General features: G+C 73.6%; 15 protein-coding genes and 1 pseudogene. 7 read left to right on the top strand and 9 right to left on the bottom strand.

Translation table 11 applies throughout. From position 1 onward, the window contains the following. Positions 1–182: 182 nt before the first annotated feature. Together ACFC09_RS13240 and ACFC09_RS13235 are read right to left on the bottom strand one after the other, a co-directional pair. A complete protein-coding gene (locus ACFC09_RS13240) occupies positions 183–1301 on the bottom strand; it encodes a sensor histidine kinase (RefSeq protein ID WP_376526775.1) in 1119 nt (372 codons plus the stop codon). Then, a complete protein-coding gene (locus tag ACFC09_RS13235; protein ID WP_376526772.1) occupies positions 1298–2047 on the bottom strand; it encodes a response regulator transcription factor in 750 nt (249 codons plus the stop codon). The genes ACFC09_RS13240 and ACFC09_RS13235 overlap by 4 nt, the downstream gene beginning before the upstream one ends. Positions 2048–2162: 115 nt before the next feature. Between ACFC09_RS13235 and ACFC09_RS13230 the strand changes: the two genes are divergently transcribed. The 6 genes and pseudogenes from ACFC09_RS13230 (at position 2163) to ACFC09_RS13205 (ending at position 8114) form a co-directional block, all read left to right on the top strand. Continuing rightward, positions 2163–2879, top strand: coding sequence for a glycosyltransferase family 2 protein (locus tag ACFC09_RS13230; RefSeq protein WP_376526769.1), 717 nt, complete (start codon positions 2163–2165; stop codon positions 2877–2879). Beyond that, positions 2876–3505, top strand: a complete 630-nt coding sequence (locus tag ACFC09_RS13225; protein ID WP_376526766.1) for a DUF2064 domain-containing protein — start codon at positions 2876–2878, stop codon at positions 3503–3505. Before ACFC09_RS13230 ends, ACFC09_RS13225 begins: the two co-directional genes overlap by 4 nt. Next, positions 3502–4248 carry a class I SAM-dependent methyltransferase gene (locus ACFC09_RS13220; protein ID WP_376526763.1) on the top strand — a complete coding sequence of 249 codons (747 nt, stop codon included), beginning with the start codon at positions 3502–3504 and terminating at the stop codon, positions 4246–4248. The genes ACFC09_RS13225 and ACFC09_RS13220 overlap by 4 nt, the downstream gene beginning before the upstream one ends. 350 nt (positions 4249–4598) lie before the next feature. Beyond that, positions 4599–5993, top strand: coding sequence for a hypothetical protein (locus ACFC09_RS13215; protein WP_376526760.1), 1395 nt, complete (start codon positions 4599–4601; stop codon positions 5991–5993). 146 nt (positions 5994–6139) lie between these two features. Continuing rightward, positions 6140–6775 carry a helix-turn-helix domain-containing protein gene (locus ACFC09_RS13210; RefSeq protein ID WP_376526757.1) on the top strand — a complete coding sequence of 212 codons (636 nt, stop codon included), beginning with the start codon at positions 6140–6142 and terminating at the stop codon, positions 6773–6775. After that, positions 6772–8114 (top strand): annotated as a pseudogene (locus ACFC09_RS13205) (MFS transporter). The gene ACFC09_RS13210 and the pseudogene ACFC09_RS13205 overlap by 4 nt, the downstream one beginning before the upstream one ends. Before the next feature lie 90 nt (positions 8115–8204). Here the strand turns inward: ACFC09_RS13205 and ACFC09_RS13200 are convergent. From ACFC09_RS13200 to ACFC09_RS13180, 5 genes are all read right to left on the bottom strand, one after another. After that, positions 8205–9230, bottom strand: coding sequence for an alcohol dehydrogenase (locus ACFC09_RS13200; RefSeq protein ID WP_376526755.1), 1026 nt, complete (start codon positions 9228–9230; stop codon positions 8205–8207). A gap of 104 nt (positions 9231–9334) precedes the next feature. Further along, positions 9335–9748 (bottom strand): VOC family protein, encoded by a 414-nt coding sequence (locus ACFC09_RS13195; RefSeq protein WP_376526753.1) that lies wholly within the window; start codon positions 9746–9748, stop codon positions 9335–9337. A 126-nt stretch (positions 9749–9874) separates the two neighbouring features. Further along, complete coding sequence (locus tag ACFC09_RS13190; protein WP_376526750.1) at positions 9875–10699, bottom strand: SAM-dependent methyltransferase; 825 nt, start codon at positions 10697–10699, stop codon at positions 9875–9877. Positions 10700–10742: 43 nt separating this feature from the next. Then, a complete protein-coding gene (locus ACFC09_RS13185; protein WP_376526747.1) occupies positions 10743–11006 on the bottom strand; it encodes a DUF397 domain-containing protein in 264 nt (87 codons plus the stop codon). After that, a complete protein-coding gene (locus ACFC09_RS13180) occupies positions 11003–11869 on the bottom strand; it encodes a helix-turn-helix domain-containing protein (RefSeq protein WP_376526745.1) in 867 nt (288 codons plus the stop codon). The genes ACFC09_RS13185 and ACFC09_RS13180 overlap by 4 nt, the downstream gene beginning before the upstream one ends. A 309-nt stretch (positions 11870–12178) precedes the next feature. On the opposite strand from ACFC09_RS13180, the gene ACFC09_RS13175 reads away from it, so the two are divergent. Next, positions 12179–12625: an ATP-binding protein gene (locus ACFC09_RS13175; RefSeq protein ID WP_376526742.1), complete on the top strand. Its 447-nt coding sequence runs from the start codon at positions 12179–12181 to the stop codon at positions 12623–12625. A 43-nt stretch (positions 12626–12668) separates the two neighbouring features. Here ACFC09_RS13175 and ACFC09_RS13170 read toward each other — a convergent pair whose 3' ends face one another. Together ACFC09_RS13170 and ACFC09_RS13165 are read right to left on the bottom strand one after the other, a co-directional pair. Beyond that, on the bottom strand, positions 12669–14411 hold the full coding sequence (locus tag ACFC09_RS13170) for a hypothetical protein (protein WP_376526739.1): 1743 nt from the start codon (positions 14409–14411) through the stop codon (positions 12669–12671). After that, positions 14408–16261, bottom strand: a complete 1854-nt coding sequence (locus tag ACFC09_RS13165) for a flavin-containing monooxygenase (RefSeq protein WP_376526736.1) — start codon at positions 16259–16261, stop codon at positions 14408–14410. Before ACFC09_RS13165 ends, ACFC09_RS13170 begins: the two co-directional genes overlap by 4 nt. Positions 16262–16533 lie beyond the last annotated feature (272 nt).

Here is a 16533-nt window from a genome sequence, read left to right as displayed (position 1 = left end):
CGGTGCCGGACCGGCCGCGGCGGCGCGCGGCGGCCGGCCCCCGGTCACGCCCGGCGGGCCACCCGCCCGGCCCCGTACGACTCCGCTGCTGGAAACCCGACCGACCCGGGGCGTGAGCACCGGCCGCACGCTCCCCGGGGTGCCTCGCCGCAGAGGGGAGCGGGGGGGCCGGCCCCCGGTGCTCATCCCTCCGGCTCGAAAGCGGGCAGGGTCACCTCGAAGCAGCAGCCACCGGGGATGTTGCGCACGCTCGCGCGTCCTTGGTGGGCCTCCACGATGCCGCGCACGATGGCTAGTCCGAGGCCCGCGCCGGCGGGCGGGGTCCGGGCGTGCGTACCGCGCCAACCGGTGTCGAAGACACGCGTCAGGTCCTCCTCCGGGATGCCCCCGCAGCCGTCGGTCACCGACACCACCACGCCCTCGGACGACCGTTCGGCGGCCACCGCGACCGTGCCGTCGGCGGGGGTGCGGCGGATCGCGTTGACGAGGAGGTTGCCGAGGACCCGGCTCATCTCCTTGCCGTCCACCTCGACCGGTACGGGCTCCACCCGGTCGCCGACCAGGCGCACACCGTGTTCGCGGGCGAGCGGGTCGGCGCCCGCGAGGGCGTCGCCCACCAGGTCGTACAGCGAGACCCGGGACGTGGCCAGGGCGAGCGCGCCGGCGTGGATCCGGGAGAGTTCGAACAGGTCGCCCACCATCTCGTTGAGGCGTTCGACCTCGGCGCGGATCTGCTTCAGATAGCGGTCCGGGTCTGCGGCCACCCCGTCCTCCAGGGCCTCCGCCATGGCGCGCAGCCCGGCGAGCGGGGTGCGCAGGTCGTGCGAGATCCACGCGACGAGTTCGCGCCGGGAGGACTCCAGGGCGCGCTCGCGCTCGCGGGACTTCGCCAGCCGGGCGCTGGTCGCCGCCAACTCCCGGCTGAGCTGGTCGAGTTCGGCGGTGGCCGGGCCGGCCGGTGCGGCGAAGTGGCCGCCGTCGCCGAAGGAGCGGGCGGCCTGGGTGAGCGCCCGGCTGCGGGCGACCACCCAGCGGCCCAGCAGCAGCGCGGTGGCCAGGGAGACCACGGCGGCCATCGCGACGACCGTGGTCACCACGCTCAGATCGTGGGACGACAGGAACATCGCCCACGCGACGGCGAGCGTGCCCGCGAGCATCGCGACCACGGCCACCGCGGCGACCACGGTGAGCGAGGCGGTCAGCGACCGCCGCCGGATCAGCCGCAGCACGCCGGCCCCGACCAGACCGGTCGCACCGGCGCCCAGGAACGCGTACAGGGCCATGAGCAGGGTGTCGTTCACGGCAGCTCCGCCTCCCCCTCGGGGTCGAACCGGTAGCCGACGCCCCATACGGTCCGGATCAGCTGCGGCCGGGCCGGGTCGTCCTCGACCTTGCCGCGCAGCCGGCGCACGTGCACGGTGACGGTGGACAGGTCACCGAAGTCCCAGCCCCACACCTCGCGCATCAGGTCGGTACGGCTGAACGCCTGTCCCGGATGGCGCAGGAAGAAGGCCAGCAGGTCGAACTCGCGCAGCGTGAGGGCGAGTTCGTCGCCGTCCTTGGCGGCGCGCCGGGCCGCCGGGTCGACGGAGAGGCCCGCCGCGGCCAACGGGCTCAGGTCCACGCGGGGCCGGGTGCGGCGCAGCACCGACTCGACGCGCAGGACGAGTTCGCGGGGGCTGAAGGGTTTGGTGACGTAGTCGTCGGCACCGACCTCAAGGCCGAGGATGCGGTCGTCCTCGTCGCCGCGCGCGGTGAGCATGATGACCGGGACCGGCGCCCGGCCGCGCAGCCGGCGGCACACCTCAAGGCCGTCCATGCCGGGCAGCATCAGGTCCAGGACGACCAGGTCGGGCCAGTGCGCGGACGCTCGGGCCAGCGCCGTCGGTCCGTCCTCGGCCCGGTCCACGGCGTGCCCGGCGCGGTCCAGGTATCCGGTGACGACCTCGGCGACGGTGGGGTCGTCCTCGACGACCAGGACCCGGGCGCCGCCGGGGCGCGGCTGTCCAGGTGGCTGGGCGTCCTCGGGTTCGTGCGGCTGCTGCATGCGTCCAGCCTCGCACCGGGCCTGTGCGCACGTCGCCTCCCGGCCCGGACGGCGGGCGCGACGTCCGTGTTTCGTAAGGAACCGAAGCCCGATATGTCCATTTCGTGCTCGTAGGGTGAGTGCCGTGACGATCTCTCCCACGACCCCGGCGGTCGATGTGGTCCTCCCCTGTCTGGACGAGGCCGCGGCCCTGCCCTGGGTGATCGGCCGGATCCCGGCCGGCTGGCGCGCCCTTGTCGTCGACAACGGCTCCACCGACGGCTCGGCTGAGGTGGCCGGCGGTCTCGGTGCGACCGTCGTGCACGAGCGGCGCCGCGGCTTCGGCGCGGCCTGCCACGCCGGGCTGCTGGCCGCCACCGCCGACATCGTGTGTTTCTGCGACTGCGACGGTTCGCTCGACCCCGCGCTGCTGGTGCCGTTCGTCCGCGAGGTCCGCGCGGGCCGGGCCGACCTGGTGCTCGGCCGGCGCCGGCCGCGCGGCCGGGGCGCCTGGCCGGCCCACGCCCGCGCGGGCAATCTCGCGCTCGCCCGGCTGCTGCGCCGCCGCACCGGGCTGCGCCTGCACGACCTCGGCCCGCTGCGGGCCGCCCGCCGCGCGCCGCTGCTCGCCCTCGGCCTCACCGACCGGCGCAGCGGCTATCCGCTGGAGATGGTGGTGCGGGCGGCGGACGCGGGCTGGCGCGTCACCGAGCACGACGTCCCCTATCTGCCGCGCACCGGCGTCTCGAAGGTGACCGGGACCTGGCGCGGCACCTGGCACGCGGTCCGCGACATGCGCCAGGTGCTGGCCGCGCCGGCGGTGCCCGCCGCGGGAGGTGGCACGCCCCGATGACCGACTCGGCGCCCACCCTGCTCGTCATCGCCAAGGAGCCCCGTCCGGGCCGGGTGAAGACCCGGCTCACCCCGCCGTTCACGCCCCGACAGGCGGCCGAACTCGCCGAGGCCGCGCTCGCCGACACGCTGGCGGCCGTGGCGGACGCGCCGGCCGCCCGCCGGGTCCTCGTCCTGGACGGCTCGCCCGGCCCCTGGCTGCCGCCCGGCTTCGACGTCGTACCGCAGTGCGGGGGCGGCCTGGACGAGCGGCTGGCGGACGCCTTCGCCGGCTGCGGCGGACCGGCCCTGCTGATCGGCATGGACACCCCGCAGGTGACACCGGCGCTGCTCACGGTGGACTTCGCCGGGTGCGACGCCTACTTCGGACCGGCCGAGGACGGCGGCTTCTGGGCGCTGGGGCTGGCGGTCCCGGATCCGGAGCTGCTGCGGGGCGTCCCCATGTCGACGGCCGAGACGGGCGCGATCCAGCGGGCCCGGCTGGTCGCCGCCGGCCTGCGGGTGCGCGATCTGCCCCGGCTGCGCGACGTGGACACCGCGGCCGACGCCCGTTCGGTCGCCGCGGCGGCCCCGCGCGGCCGGTTCGCCGCGCGGCTCGCCCGGCTCGGCACGGGCATCGGCCGATGACCGCCGCGTCCGGCGCCGCCGCTTCCGTCGCCGCCGCGCCATGGGGCGCCGACGACCCCTACGCGGACGCGCTGCGCACCGGCCGCGGCCCGCTGTTCCTGCGGCGCGGCGACGGCTGGCTGCTGCCGCTGGAGGTGGAACGCTGGTGCGCCGCGGCCGACGCCGTCGACCTCGCGGTGCTGGAGCGCTGCGAGGGCGCGGTGCTCGACGTGGGGTGCGGGCCGGGACGGCTGGTGGCGGCACTCGCCGCGCGCGGCCGGCCGGCCCTGGGCATCGACATCAGTGAGGCCGCCGTCCGGCACACCGTGCGCAGGGGCGGCCAGGCGCTGTGCCGCTCGGTGTTCGAACGGGTCCCCGGGGAGGGCCGGTGGGACACCCTGCTGCTCATGGACGGCAACATCGGCATCGGCGGCGACCCCCGGGAGTTGCTCCTGCGGCTGGCCCGGCTGACCGCGACGGGCGGGCTGCTGGTGGTCGAGACCGCGCCGTTCGACATCGACGAACGGATCCGGGTGCAGGTCGTGCACAGCAGCGGCCCGGACGGCCCGGCGGGCAGCCCGTTCCCCTGGGCTCGGCTGGGCACGCCCGCCCTGCTCCGGTACGCGCGGAGCACCGGCTGGCGCGCCGTGGGTCAGTGGGCCGAGGGCCGCCGCTGTTTCGCGGCCCTGCGCCGCCGCGCCACCGGCCCCGCCGCGGAGCCCGCGCACGGCAGGGCCGTGATCAGCAGCCAGCGGGCCGGGTAGCCGTCCCCGTTTTACGGTCCGCCGGCCGACGCGTCGCGCCCGGTGGCGGACGGGAACCGGGCCGGGAACGGGCAGGTCCGCCCCGGGGCCTGGGCGGGCGGACCGGCGGCAGGGTGAACGGCTTCGGCACGGCCGACCACGGCCGACCACATGGCCCGGCCGGACGCCGAGGTGAACCGGGTGCCGCGCGGCGGTCGTGCCACAAGTCCGGCGCCGCACGGAGCCGTTGCACGGGCCCGCGCGGACCGCGGGCCGCGACCGCACGGAGACGGGTGCGTGATCCATGACGAAACGCTGACGTCCGCCGTGCGGGAGGCCGAGCCGGCCGTTCGGGTGCCTAGCGTTTCGCTGTGACTCGTACTCCGCTCCGCGACCTGTGCGCCGTCGTGGCCGCCGCCCTGCTCGTCCTGGTCGCCGCCCTGGTCGGCCGGCACATCCAGAACGCCCACCACACCCTGTTCGTCAACTGGCCCCCGTTGTTCGCGACCTGGCAGCCGCACGTGGGCCCCGGCACCCCCGCGGCCGTCGTCCTGGCGGCGGCCGGTGTGGCCTACGGGCCCGCGCTGGCGGCCCGCCTGCCCTGGCGGGCCCTGCTCATCACGGCCTGGGGGGCGGCCATGGCCTGGATCTGGTCGCTCGCGCTGGTCGACGGCTGGCGGCGGGGCGTCGCCGGCCGGCTCACCACACGGGAGGAGTACCTGCGGGTCATCGGACGCTTCCAGAACATCCCTGACGCCCTGCGGGACTTCACCCACCACATCGTGGCCGGTTCCCCGCAGCCCTGGCCCGCCCATGTCGCCGGCCATCCCCCGGCGGCCCCGCTCACCTTCGTGCTGCTGGACCGGATCGGGCTGCACGGCGGGGCCTGGGCGGGCGTCTGGTGCATCACCACCGGCGCGACGGCCTGCGTGGCCGTCCTGGTCGCCGTACGCGCGCTGGCCGACGAGCGGTCGGCCCGCCGGGCGGCGCCGTTCCTGGTACTGGCTCCGGCCGCCGTGTGGCTCGGCACCTCGGCCGACGCGTACTTCGCGGCCGTCGCCGCCTGGGCGGTGGCGCTCCTCGCCCTGGCCGTCACGCGCGGGTCGCTGTGGGCGGCAGCGGGCTCCGGGCTGCTGTTCGGACTGACCTGCTATCTCTCGTACGGACTCACGCTGTTCGCGGTGATCGGGGCGGCGGTGCTGGTGCTGGGCCGGCGCCGGATACGCGAGCGGCCCGTGCTGCTCGCCCCGCTGGTCGCCGGGCTGGCGGTGACACCGCTGGCGTTCACGCTCGCCGGGTTCGACTGGTGGGAGGCGTACCACCTGCTGGTCACCCGCTACTACCAGGGCGTGGGCGGCACCCGCCCGTACGGCTACTGGGTGTGGGCCGATCTCGCCGGCACGGTGATCATCACGGGTCTGGCCACGGCCGCGGGTCTCGCACGGGCCGGATCGACGCTCGCCCGGCTGCGCGGCGCGGCCCTGTCACGGCCGTCCGGCCCGGCCGACCCGGACGGCAGCGGTGACCCGGACGGCACCGGCGGCCCGGTGGCCGCCCGCCTCGCGCTGCTCGTGGCCGCCGCCCTGCTCGCGCTGCTGGCCGCCGACCTGTCCGGGATGAGCAAGGCCGAGACGGAACGCATCTGGCTGCCCTTCGCGATGTGGCTGCTCGCGTCCTGCGCGTTCCTCGACCGCCCGCGTGTCTGGCTCGCCGCCCAGGCGGTGCTCGCGCTCCTTCTCAACCACCTTCTGCTGACCGGCTGGTGACCGAACGGCTTCGGCACGAAGGCCGCTCCAGCGAACCGGACTCAGTCAACGGCCTTTCCCCGACACCGTTTTGCGAAGAGTCCTTCGCGAACACCTCTTTGCGAACACCTCTTTGCGAAGAACTGTTTGCGGTCTAGAATGCCGGCATGACGGACACGGAGAAAAGGCCGGACGACCAGTCCGCCACGGCGGACTCGGCCGTCCTGGACGCCAAGGGGCTGCGTGCCCTGGCCCACCCGGTGCGACTGCGGTTGCTCGGGCTGCTGCGGAGGTACGGCCCGTCGACGGCCACCCGCCTCGCCGAACGGCTGGGCGTGAACTCCGGGACGGCCAGCTACCATCTGCGCCGGCTCGGCGCGGCCGGATTCGTCGTGGAGGACACGGAACGCGGCAACGCCCGCGAACGCTGGTGGCGTTCGGTACACCGGATGACCGAGATGAGCATCCTGGACCTGGTCGAGCAGGAGCCGGAGGCCGCGCTCACCTATCTGCAATCCGTCGCCGCGACGTACACCCTGCGCACCCAGCAGACGCTCAACGAACTGGAGACGATGCCCCGTCCCTGGCGGAGCGCCGTCGACCTGAGCGACCGGGCACTGCGGCTGACGCCCGACGAAGCCGTCGCGCTGCGGGAGGAGTTGTGGGCCGTGATCGCCCGCTACGACGGCGACGCACCGGAGTCCGACGCGCGCGCCGCCGAGGGCGCGGCGCGGGTCAGCGTCATCGTGCAGGTCCTGCCCGAGCTGGACACGCCCGCCTCCGCCGAGGACCCGACACGGTGACGGGCAACGGCGCGGGGAGCGGCGGCGGGACACCGGCGCAGCGCTCGTCACGACCGTTCGACGGGGTGCTGGCGGCTATGGCCGTGTCCCTGACCGGGACCCGGGTGTCCGCCGTGGCCCTGCCCTGGTTCGTGCTCGTCACGACCGGCAGCGCCACCCGGACCGGACTGGTCGCCTTCTGCGAGATGACCCCGTACGTGCTGGTCAAGGCGTTCACCGGGCCGCTGGTCGACCGGGCAGGCCCGCGCGCCGTCTCCTGGACCACCGATCTGGTCAGCGCCACCGCCGCCACCGCGGTCCCCGTCCTGTACGCCGTCGACCTGCTGTCCTATCCGCTGCTGCTGGCCCTGGTAGCGGTGATCGGCGCGGCCCGCGGGCCCGGTGACCTGGCCAAGGAGGTCATGGTGCCGGAGGCGGCCGAACGCGGCGGGATCCCGCTGGAGCGGGCCACGGGTCTGACGGGCGTGACGGAACGGCTGGCGGCACCGTCGGCCCGGCCGCCGGCGGCGCCCTGGTGGCCCTGGTCGGCCCGTTGCCGGGGCTCCTGGTCAACGCGGCCGGCTTCGCGCTGGGTTCGCTGATCGTGGGGCTGGCGTTGCCCCGTGGCCTGGGGCGGCCGGCCGAAAAGGCCCCGTCGCGGGCCGGGGCGGCGGAAGCGGGCTACTGGCGGCGGTTCGGCGAGGGCCTGGCCTTCCTGCGCGGGGAGCCGCTGCTGCTCACCGTCGTGGCCATGGTGGGTGTGACCAATCTGCTGGATGCCGGGTTCAGCTCGGTGCTGCTGCCGGTCTGGGCCAAGGAGTCGGGCGGCGGGGCCGGCGCGATCGGCCTGCTGGGCAGCGTCTCGGGGGCGGCGGCGGTCGCGGGAAGCCTGATCGCCGCGCTGGCCGGGCACCGGCTGCCGCGCCGCGCGGTGTTCTTCATCGGATTCCTGCTGGCCGGGGCACCGAGGTTCCTGGCCCTCGCCTCGGGTGCGCCCTTCGGTACGGTGCTGGCCGTGTTCGCCGTCAGCGGGTTCGGCGTGGGCTTCGTCAACCCGGTGCTGGGGGCCGTTCTCCTCGAACGGGTGCCGCGCCGCATGCTGGGCCGGGTGAACGCGCTCGGCGACTCGCTGGCCTGGGCGGGTATTCCGCTCGGCGGGCTGATCGCCGGGGCGGCGGTGGCCTTTGCCGGGCTGGTGCCGGTGCTGCTCGTGGGCGGGTCCGCCTACTTCCTCACCACGAATCTGACCGCGCTGCGGCCGGAGTGGCGTGAGCTGCGCGGTGCGGGCGGGCGGGATGCCCCAACGCGGCGCCCCGGGAACGGCGCCCGGCCCACCGCCGGTTCGGATCTCACGGGCTGACGCCGCCCGACCGCCCCGGGTGCCCGCCGCCGGGAGGCCATCAGACCGCGGACGTCCGCCGCCACGGCGTCCGGCGGCGGACGTCCCACGTCAGGTCGTGGTGAGCACCATCCGGAAGCGCGCTCCGCCGGAGAGCATCTTCTGGTACGCCTCGCCCGCCTGGTCCAGCGGCACGATCTCGGTCATCGGACGGATGCCGTGCAGCATGCTGAACGCCATGGTGTCCGCCACGTCCTGCGCGGTGCCCGACGGATGGCCGCGGACCACCAGGCCGGACATCAGCAGCTGGGCCGGGGTGATCCCGAGGGGTTCGTTGGCCGCCCCGATGACCACCAGCTCACCACGGTGCGTGAGCCCTTCCACGGTCTCGGTGACCGCGGCGGAGTTCCCGGCGGTGGCGAGCAGGACCTTCACCCCGCCGAGCGAGCGGAGCGCGTCGGCGACGGGCGTGCCCGACGTGCTGTCGACGTAGTGGTGGGCGCCGAGCTGCTTGGCGAGGTCGGCCTTCTCCGCGCCGCGGGCGATGGCCACGGTCTCGAAACCCATGGCGACGGCGTACTTCACCGCGAGGTGGCCGAGGCCGCCGATGCCGAGCACGGCGACCGTGTCACCGGGCCGGGCGGAACTGCGCCGCAGCCCGTTGAACGTGGTCACGCCGGCGCAGGCCATCGGTCCTGCGTCGGTCGCGTCGAGTCCGCCGGGGATCCTGGCCAGGGCGTCGACCGGGGCGATCACCTCCTCGGCGAAGCCTCCGTCGTAGGTCCACCCGGGGACCTTCAGGTTCTCGCACACGATGAAGTCGCCCTGCCGGCAGGGCGTGCAGTGGCCGCAGCTGCCGCCGAACCAGCCCACCGCGACGCGGTCGCCCAACTGCCAGCCCATTTCCCGTGCGCCCTCGCCCAGGGCCTCGATGCGCCCGGCGATCTCGTGTCCGGGAACCACCGGGAACCGGACACCGGGCACACCGGCGTTCACGAAGAACGCGTCGCTGTGGCAGACACCGCAGGCTTCCACGGCGATCCGGACGTGTCCGGGTCCCGGCTGCGACATCTCCCGCTCGGCGATCTCGAACGGTCCGCCCTGGGTGGATACCTGCGCGACTTTGTAGCTGCTCATGTGTCTCTCCAGGAACGAGTGCGACGCCCCCGAGTTCCAGCACACCAGCTCCGGGCCGATCGCGCGCGCCGAACGGGTCGGCGGACGGCCGCGCCGGGGCCGGGTCAGCCCCGCGGCTGCGCGATGTCGACCATCCACGGGATGCCGAAGCGGTCCGTGCACATGCCGAACTCGTCACCCCACGCCTGCTTCTCCAGCGGCAGGGACACGATGCCGCCTGCGGACAGTTTCTCCCAGTAGCCACGCAACTCGGTGTCGTCGTCGCCGCTCAGGCTCACCGAGAAGTTGTTGCCGTGGGTGTGCGCGAGCCCGGCCGGCGCATCGGCTCCCATCAGGGTGAAACCGCTCGGGGTCTCCAACAGGGCGTGCATGATCCGGTCGGCGCCCGGGGCGTCCGGCTCCCCGGATTCACCGTACGTGCTGACGGTCAGGGTGCCGCCGAAGACGTCCCGGTAGAACTCCATCGCCTGCCGGGCGTCGCCGCTGAAACTGAGGTAGGGGTTGAGGCGCGAGGCCATGAGAACCTCCTGCACGCGTGTCCGTGGTCACTTGGCCGCACAGTAACGCGGCCCACCGACAACGGCCCGCCGAGCCACCCGGCCCCGGATCCGGCGACGACGCCCTGGCACTTCCACGGTGCCCGGCTACGGCTTGATGCCCACGCCCACGAACATGCTGACCTCGGCGTCCGTGGGCTCCCCTGCGGCGTCCGCGTCCTCGTCGGCGGGCCGCCGCCAGCGGTGGGCGAGCGCGATGCCCGGCTCGATCAGGTCGAGCGCGCCGAAGAAGCGGGCGACCTCCTCCTTCGAGCGCGTCTGCGCCGGGGTCCCCGACGTGACGTACAGGTCGATGACCTTCACCCAGACGTCCGGGTCGAAATCGGATGTGACGTGACTCAGGGCCAGCGCACTCCCCGAGGGGAGGGCTTCGAGGTAGCCGGCCACCATGCCGTACGGGTCCATGTCGTCGGTGACGAAGTGCATCAGCGCGTTCAGGGACAGGGCGATCGGCTGGTCGAAGTCCAGCACGTCGGCTCCTTCCACGGCCGCGAGCAGGGACTTCGGGTCGGTGGCGTCCGCCTCGATGTAGGCGGTGCGGCCCTGCGCCGTGCTGCGCATCAGGCGCTCGGCGTACTTGAGGACGAGCGGGTCGTTGTCGGCGTAGACCACCCTGGCCTCGGGGGCCACGGACTGGGCGACCTGGTGCAGGTTGGGCTCCGTGGGGATGCCCGTGCCGATGTCGAGCCACTGCCGGATGCCGTACTCCTGGGCGAGGGTCCGGGTCGCCCGGTGCATGAACTTCCGGTTCTCCCCGGCGCACGCGAAGATTCCGGGGTAGAGGTCCGCGACGGTCGCGGCGGCCTTCTTGTCGACCGGGAAGTGGTCCTTGCCACCGAGGTAGTAGTCGTACATGCGGGCCGAGTGCGGCCTGCTGGTGTCCAGGTCCCGGCCCGCGTGGATGTTGGTCATGCTGTCCCTTTCGGAGTGTGCGTCGGCGTACCGGCAGGCCGGTTCAGCCGACCGTCAGGTGGTCGGCCATGCCTTGTTTGACCCCGCGGACGAAGGCGCTGATCTCCTCTGGCGTGTAGATCAGCGCCGGTCCGGCCGGGTCGGTCGACTGACGGACGGCCACCCGGCCGTCCGAGAGTTGCTTCGTCTCCACGCATTGACCGCCGTTGGGCCCGCTCCACGGGCGCTCCCAGCCCTGCTCGCCCAGCTCCGAGGCCGGCATCCCGTTGTAGACAGTTCTGTTGATGGGGGTGGTGGGGGTGGTCATGAGTACTCCTTGCGCATGCGGTTCAAGAGCACCTTGCTGTCCTCGGACGAGGTCAGCAGCGACATGCGGGTGTGCGCCTCCAGGTGGGCGACCACGTCTTCGCGCTGGTCCAGGTACATCGAGCCGGAGAGGATCTCGGTGTAGACGATGTCGGGCAGTTCCGGTTCCTGGAACCGGAAGTAGGTGAAGGGCGCGCACGCACCGACGTGTGCACCGGCGGAGAAGGGCACGATGTCGATGCTGACGAGGCCGAGTTCGGAGGCTTCCAGGAGCCGGTCGATCTGCTCGCGCATCACCTGCGGACCGCCCACCACCCGGTGCAGTACGGCTTCCTCCATGACCACCCAGATGGTGGGGGCGTTCGGCGCCGTCAGCAGGCTCTGCCGGCGCAGCCGCAGGTCGACGCGGCGGTCCAGCTCGTCCTCGCTGCCGTTGGGGAAACCCCCACGCAGTACTTCACGCGCGTAGACAGGTGTCTGCAGCAGGCCCGTGACGTAGTGGGGTTCGTAGGTGCGCAGGGTCTTGGCGCCGGTCTCCAGACTCACGTACGCCGTGAACCAGTTGGGCAGCACGTCGCGGTAGGCGTGCCACCAGCCGGGCTCGTTGGCCCGTTCGGCCAGGGCGACGAACTCGTCGATCTCCTGGGGTTCGGCCCCGTAGGTCTCCAGCAGTTTCTCGACGTAGAGCGGTTTCAGGGCGACTTCGGCCTTCTCCAGCCGCCGGATCGTCAGTGACGTGACACGCAGCGCCTTGGCCGCGTCGTCCAACGAGGCTCCGGCGGTCAGCCGCATGTCCTGGAGCCTGCGGCCGAGGATCATGCGCAGGACCGTGGGTGCGCCGGAGCCGGATCTGCCTTCGCTCACGCCACTACCTCCTGATGGGCTGTCACCCACATGAGTCTGACAGTCACTTGAGGAGAAAGCCAGACCGATACCGACTTGCTGAAATTATCAGAGAGACGGTTGCAGTATGAAGTGAGTGCCGAGCATAGTTGACCGTGTGAGCAAACTCGCCGCAGCCGTGGTGCCTCGCCATCTGCCGTCAACCGGACGGGAGTTGGTGCCACCGGGCGCCAGGATTACGGGTCATCCCCTGAACGCGCCTCTCCCCCATGGGCTTTCCCGTAGCTGTCGGCTCCGCCCCGCGCCCGTTCCCCTTGGAAGGCGAACTCCGTGACCCCCCACACGACCCCCACCGTCAACCGCCCGACTGCCGCTCTCTCGCACCGGGAACACTGGTTCGGCCTGCCCGCGCTGCGCACCAGCGTGAAAGCGGCGCGGGACACCGTGCGCGAGCGGCTGTGCTCGTGGCGGGTGCCCGGCGACCTGTGCTGCGATGCCGTGCTGCTCGTCTCCGAGCTGGCCACCAACGCCGTCATCCACACGGGCAGCAGGCGCTTCCTGTGCGGTATATCCCTGGCCGGCGACGACAGCCTGCGCATCGAGGTGCACGACGACGACCACACCACGGGCCGTCCGACCGGTCGCCACCCCGGCCCCCGTGACGAGGGCGGACGGGGGCTGCTGCTGGTCCACCAGCTCTCCGCGGCCTGGGGGGCCGACCGGTCCACCCGGACCCAGGGCACGGTGGTCTGGGCGGACCTGCGGTACTGCGCCTGACCCGGTGCGGCCGGCCCCGAGGGGGAGGGGACCGGCCGGACCGTCAGACGGCCGGACGGGCCGGAGCCAGCCGCAGGACCGTGCCCTCGCCGTCGGCCGAGAGCAGCAGACAGCCGTCGGGGGTGACGGCGAGGCCCGCGAAGCCGCGGGGTGCGCCCGGCATGCCGCCGGCGAACAGCGCGGGCTCGGCACGGGGCACGACACCGGGCGGCGGGCCCACCGGCAGGTTCTCGGCGTCCACCCGCCACTCGCCGGTGCCGGGGGAGATCGCCAGCAGCCTGCGGTGCCTGCGCTCCACCGCGAACAGTTCGTCGCCCAGCACGACCAGGCCCTCGGGGGCACCGAGCCCGTCGGCGACGACCACCGCCGACCCGTCGCCGTCGAGGCGGAGCACCGCGCCCAGCCGGTCGTCGCTCACATAGCAGTGCCCCTGCCCGTCGAAGACGACGTCCACCGGACCGGAAAGCCCCTCGGCCCGGACGGTGAGCGTGTCACGGCCGTCGATCGCCACGATGCGCCCGGCGTCCGCCTCGGCCACGACGAGCGAGCCGTCCGGTCCCACGGTGATGCCGAGGGGCCGCCGCAGGCCCGTGGCCCGCACCCGGGTGGCGCCCGTCCCGGTGTCGTGCGTGCGTACCTCGCCGTACTGCGAGGTGGAGTGCAGCAGCGCGCCGTCGGCGGCGATGCCATGGGCGAACGGCAGGAGGATCCGGGTGGTCACCCCGGCGGGCCCGGACCCGGACCCGTCCGGTGGTGACCCCGTGGACCCGGCCCCGTCCGGTGGCCCGCCCGGTCCGCGCCCGTCGTCGGATGCCGGGCTCGCGATCCGGTAGTGGTCGGCGGCGTACACCCCGCCGCCGAGGTCGACCGTGACGCCGTAGGGACCGTCGAGTCCCGTGGGCACGAGCTGACGGGTCCGGCCGTCAGGGTGCAGTTCCGTGACGCCGCCGCTGGCGTAGCTGGAGACGAACATGCGGTTCTCCGCGTCGAACGCGGCGTTGTCCAGGCCGGTCAGCCCGCTGGTGACCAGGGAGCGGGCGCCGCTCCCGTGGAGGTCGATCCGGGTGACGACGCCCTCCGGACCGCGCGAGAGCACGTGCAGCACACCGCCGCGGTCGAAGCGGACCGCGACCGGCTGGAGCACGTCGTCCGCGACCAGTTCGGGACTGCCGCCGTCCGGCGGGATCCGCCAGACCTGCCCGGTGTTCAGGGGGTCGGCGCCGCTCATCATGTGCGGGTAATAGAGGTGACCGTCGGGGCCGAGTTGCATCGCGTTGCCGAGCGCCAGGCCCCGGGTGAGCACCACCGGGTCGCGGCCGTCGGGGAAGAGTTCCAGCAGGCGGCCGTCGGGCTTCATCTCGTTCACGAAGAGGCGGTCGCCGACGCAGGTGATGCCGTTGGGGTTGACCACGTCCGACCGGACCAGCGTGTACGTGCCCCGCGGGTCGCGCCGCCACACCCGGCCGGGAATCAGGTCCGCGATGTACATCGAACCGTCCGCGCCGAAGGCGAGGTCGTCGGGCGACTGCACGGGCCCGTCCATCGGGACGACCACCTCGACGTCCCCCGTCGCCGGGTCCACGGCGCTGATCTGCCCGGCGAGGAACTGGGCGACGTACAGGCGGCCGTCCGGCCCGAACGCCACGCCGTTCGAACCCCACAGCCGGTTGGGCGGGTTGAGCCGCCGGGCCGCCCAGCGCGTGCTCGTGGTGCGGCTGCGGCCCGTCTCGTCGAACCGGCTGGGGAGGCCGGACCCGGCCTCCCCAGCGCCGTGGCCGGCGTTCACTCCCCCTCGACCAGGACGTCGCGCATCCCGTCCTCGGCGCGCCAGCGCCGCAGCAGTCCGTGAAAGGCGACCGGCCCGTCCGCGTACCGCTGCCCGGCCGGGTTCGGCCGGCCCTCGTTGTTGTAGTAGCCGGGGGTGCACTCGGCGTGGAAAGCCGCCAGGTCCGTGCCGTTCTCCCGGATCTCGGCCACCCACGCGGCCTCGGCGCCGGGGGACGGCTCGACGTACCGGGCCCGCCGTTCGCGGGCCCGCGCCACCACCTCGGCCACGTGGACGGCCTGTTCGTCGAGGACGTGGACGTAGTTGACCGCGGCGGCGTTCTGCAACGGTCCGAGCTGGAACAGATTGGGGAAGCCGTGGCTGTAGAACCCGTGCAGGGTCCGCGGCCCGTCCCGCCACGCCTCCCGCAGCCCGACACCGCCCCGGCCGTACGCGGGCAGCCGGCCGGACAGCAGCCCGGAGGCACCGACCTCGAAACCGGTACCGAAGACGATGCAGTCCACCTCGTACGCCGTCCCGCCGACCTCGACGGCGTGCTCGGTGATCCGCTCGACGCCATGGGTGTCGGCGGTGTCGACGAGGGTGACGTTCGGCCGGTTGAAGGTCTGCAGATACGTGTCGCTGAACGTGGGCCGCTTGCACATGTACCGGTACCAGGGTTTGAGCTTCTCGGCCGTCGCCGAGTCCGTGACGAGGTCGTCCACCCGGGCGCGCAGCTCGTCCATCTTCTGGAAGTCGGCGATCTCGTAGGCCCGTTCGCGTTCCTCGGGCGGGACCTGCGCGTAGCTGTCGTTCGGGACCATCTTCTCCTGGAGCCGGGCGCTGGAGGTCCAGGCGTCGTCCACCAGGTCCTCGGCCACGCGGACCCCGGAGACGATCTGGAGGAAGTTGTCACGACGCCGCCGGGCCCAGCCCGGCTCCAGGGAGGCGGCCCAGTCCGGGTCGGTGGGCCGGTTGCCGCGTACGTCGACGGAGGACGGGGTGCGCTGGAAGACGTACAGGTGCCGGGCGTCGGCGGCCAGGTGCGGCACGCACTGGACGGCGGTGGCGCCGGTGCCTATGAGGGCCACCCGCTTGTCGGCGAGCCCGCCGAGTCCGCCGTTCGCGTCGCCTCCGGTGTAGGCGTAGTCCCAGCGGCTCGTGTGGAACATGTGGCCCCGGAAGGTCTCCGCACCGGGGATGCCGGGCAGTTTGACCGAGCTGAGCACACCGGTGGCGGTGACCACGTACCGGGCCCGGATCAGGTCCCCGCGATCGGTGCTGACGAGCCACTCGCAGGCGCCCTCGTCCCAGCGCAGTTCGGTCACCACGGTCTGGAAGCAGGCGTCGTCGTAGAGGCCGAAGCGGCGGGCGACGGCCCGCGCGTGCTGCCGGATCTCCTCCCCCGGCGCGTACTTCCACGCCGGGACGTGGCCGACCTCCTCCAGCAGGGGCAGATAGACGTACGACTCGATGTCGCAGTGGATGCCCGGGTAGCGGTTCCAGTACCAGGTGCCGCCGAAGTCCGCGCCCTTCTCGACGATCCGGATCGAGTCCACGCCGGCCTGGCGCAGCCGCGCGCCGGCCAGCAGCCCGCCGAACCCGCCGCCCACGACGAGCGCTTCCACCCGGTCGCGCCTGGGTTCCCGGGTGAACTCCGGGTCGGCGTACGGGTCTTCGTCGAAGGACGCGAACTCGCCGGTCGGGCGCCGGTACTGGGCGTTCCCGTCGGGGCGGATCCGGCGGTCTCGTTCCGCCCGGTACTTCGCCCGCAGGGCGTCCAAGTCCAAGTTCAGGTCCAAGTTCAGGTCAGGGTCCTGCTCGTGCGGGTGGGAGGCGGGCTGCGACGGCTCGGTGCGAGGGGCGGGCATGGGCGTCCTTGTTCCTTTCGGGCGGGCTGCCGGGGGTCGGTCGGGAGGCTTTGCCGGGGGCTGTGGGCGGGGTCGGTCGGGCGCGCGTTCGCCGGGCGGGGTGGGACGAGCGCGTGACGGGCCGCGCGGTGGGGTGGGGTGGGGTGGGGTGCCCGGTGTTGCAGGGCGTCATGCGGCCGGGCGGGGGGAAGGTCAGGGGTGATACGGCGGGCGGGGGCCCGAGGTGAGGGATCCACGTAGGCGGATCCAGCGGTCGGTGGGCCGGCCCTGCT

It is taken from the genome of Streptomyces sp. NPDC056161 (assembly GCF_042268025.1).
Taxonomy (GTDB): domain Bacteria; phylum Actinomycetota; class Actinomycetes; order Streptomycetales; family Streptomycetaceae; genus Streptomyces.
The sequence above is the reverse complement of the archived record's forward strand: the minus strand, read 5'-3'. Positions and strand labels throughout refer to the sequence as shown.

Coding starts and splice junctions, on each gene's coding strand:
- ACFC09_RS13235 (WP_376526772.1), bottom strand. CDS start 2,047: ATGCAGCAGCCGCACGAACCCGAGGACGCCCAGCCACCTGGACAGCCG.
- ACFC09_RS13225 (WP_376526766.1), top strand. CDS start 2,876: ATGACCGACTCGGCGCCCACCCTGCTCGTCATCGCCAAGGAGCCCCGT.
- ACFC09_RS13220 (WP_376526763.1), top strand. CDS start 3,502: ATGACCGCCGCGTCCGGCGCCGCCGCTTCCGTCGCCGCCGCGCCATGG.
- ACFC09_RS13210 (WP_376526757.1), top strand. CDS start 6,140: ATGACGGACACGGAGAAAAGGCCGGACGACCAGTCCGCCACGGCGGAC.
- ACFC09_RS13200 (WP_376526755.1), bottom strand. CDS start 9,230: ATGAGCAGCTACAAAGTCGCGCAGGTATCCACCCAGGGCGGACCGTTC.
- ACFC09_RS13195 (WP_376526753.1), bottom strand. CDS start 9,748: ATGGCCTCGCGCCTCAACCCCTACCTCAGTTTCAGCGGCGACGCCCGG.
- ACFC09_RS13190 (WP_376526750.1), bottom strand. CDS start 10,699: ATGACCAACATCCACGCGGGCCGGGACCTGGACACCAGCAGGCCGCAC.
- ACFC09_RS13185 (WP_376526747.1), bottom strand. CDS start 11,006: ATGACCACCCCCACCACCCCCATCAACAGAACTGTCTACAACGGGATG.
- ACFC09_RS13165 (WP_376526736.1), bottom strand. CDS start 16,261: ATGCCCGCCCCTCGCACCGAGCCGTCGCAGCCCGCCTCCCACCCGCAC.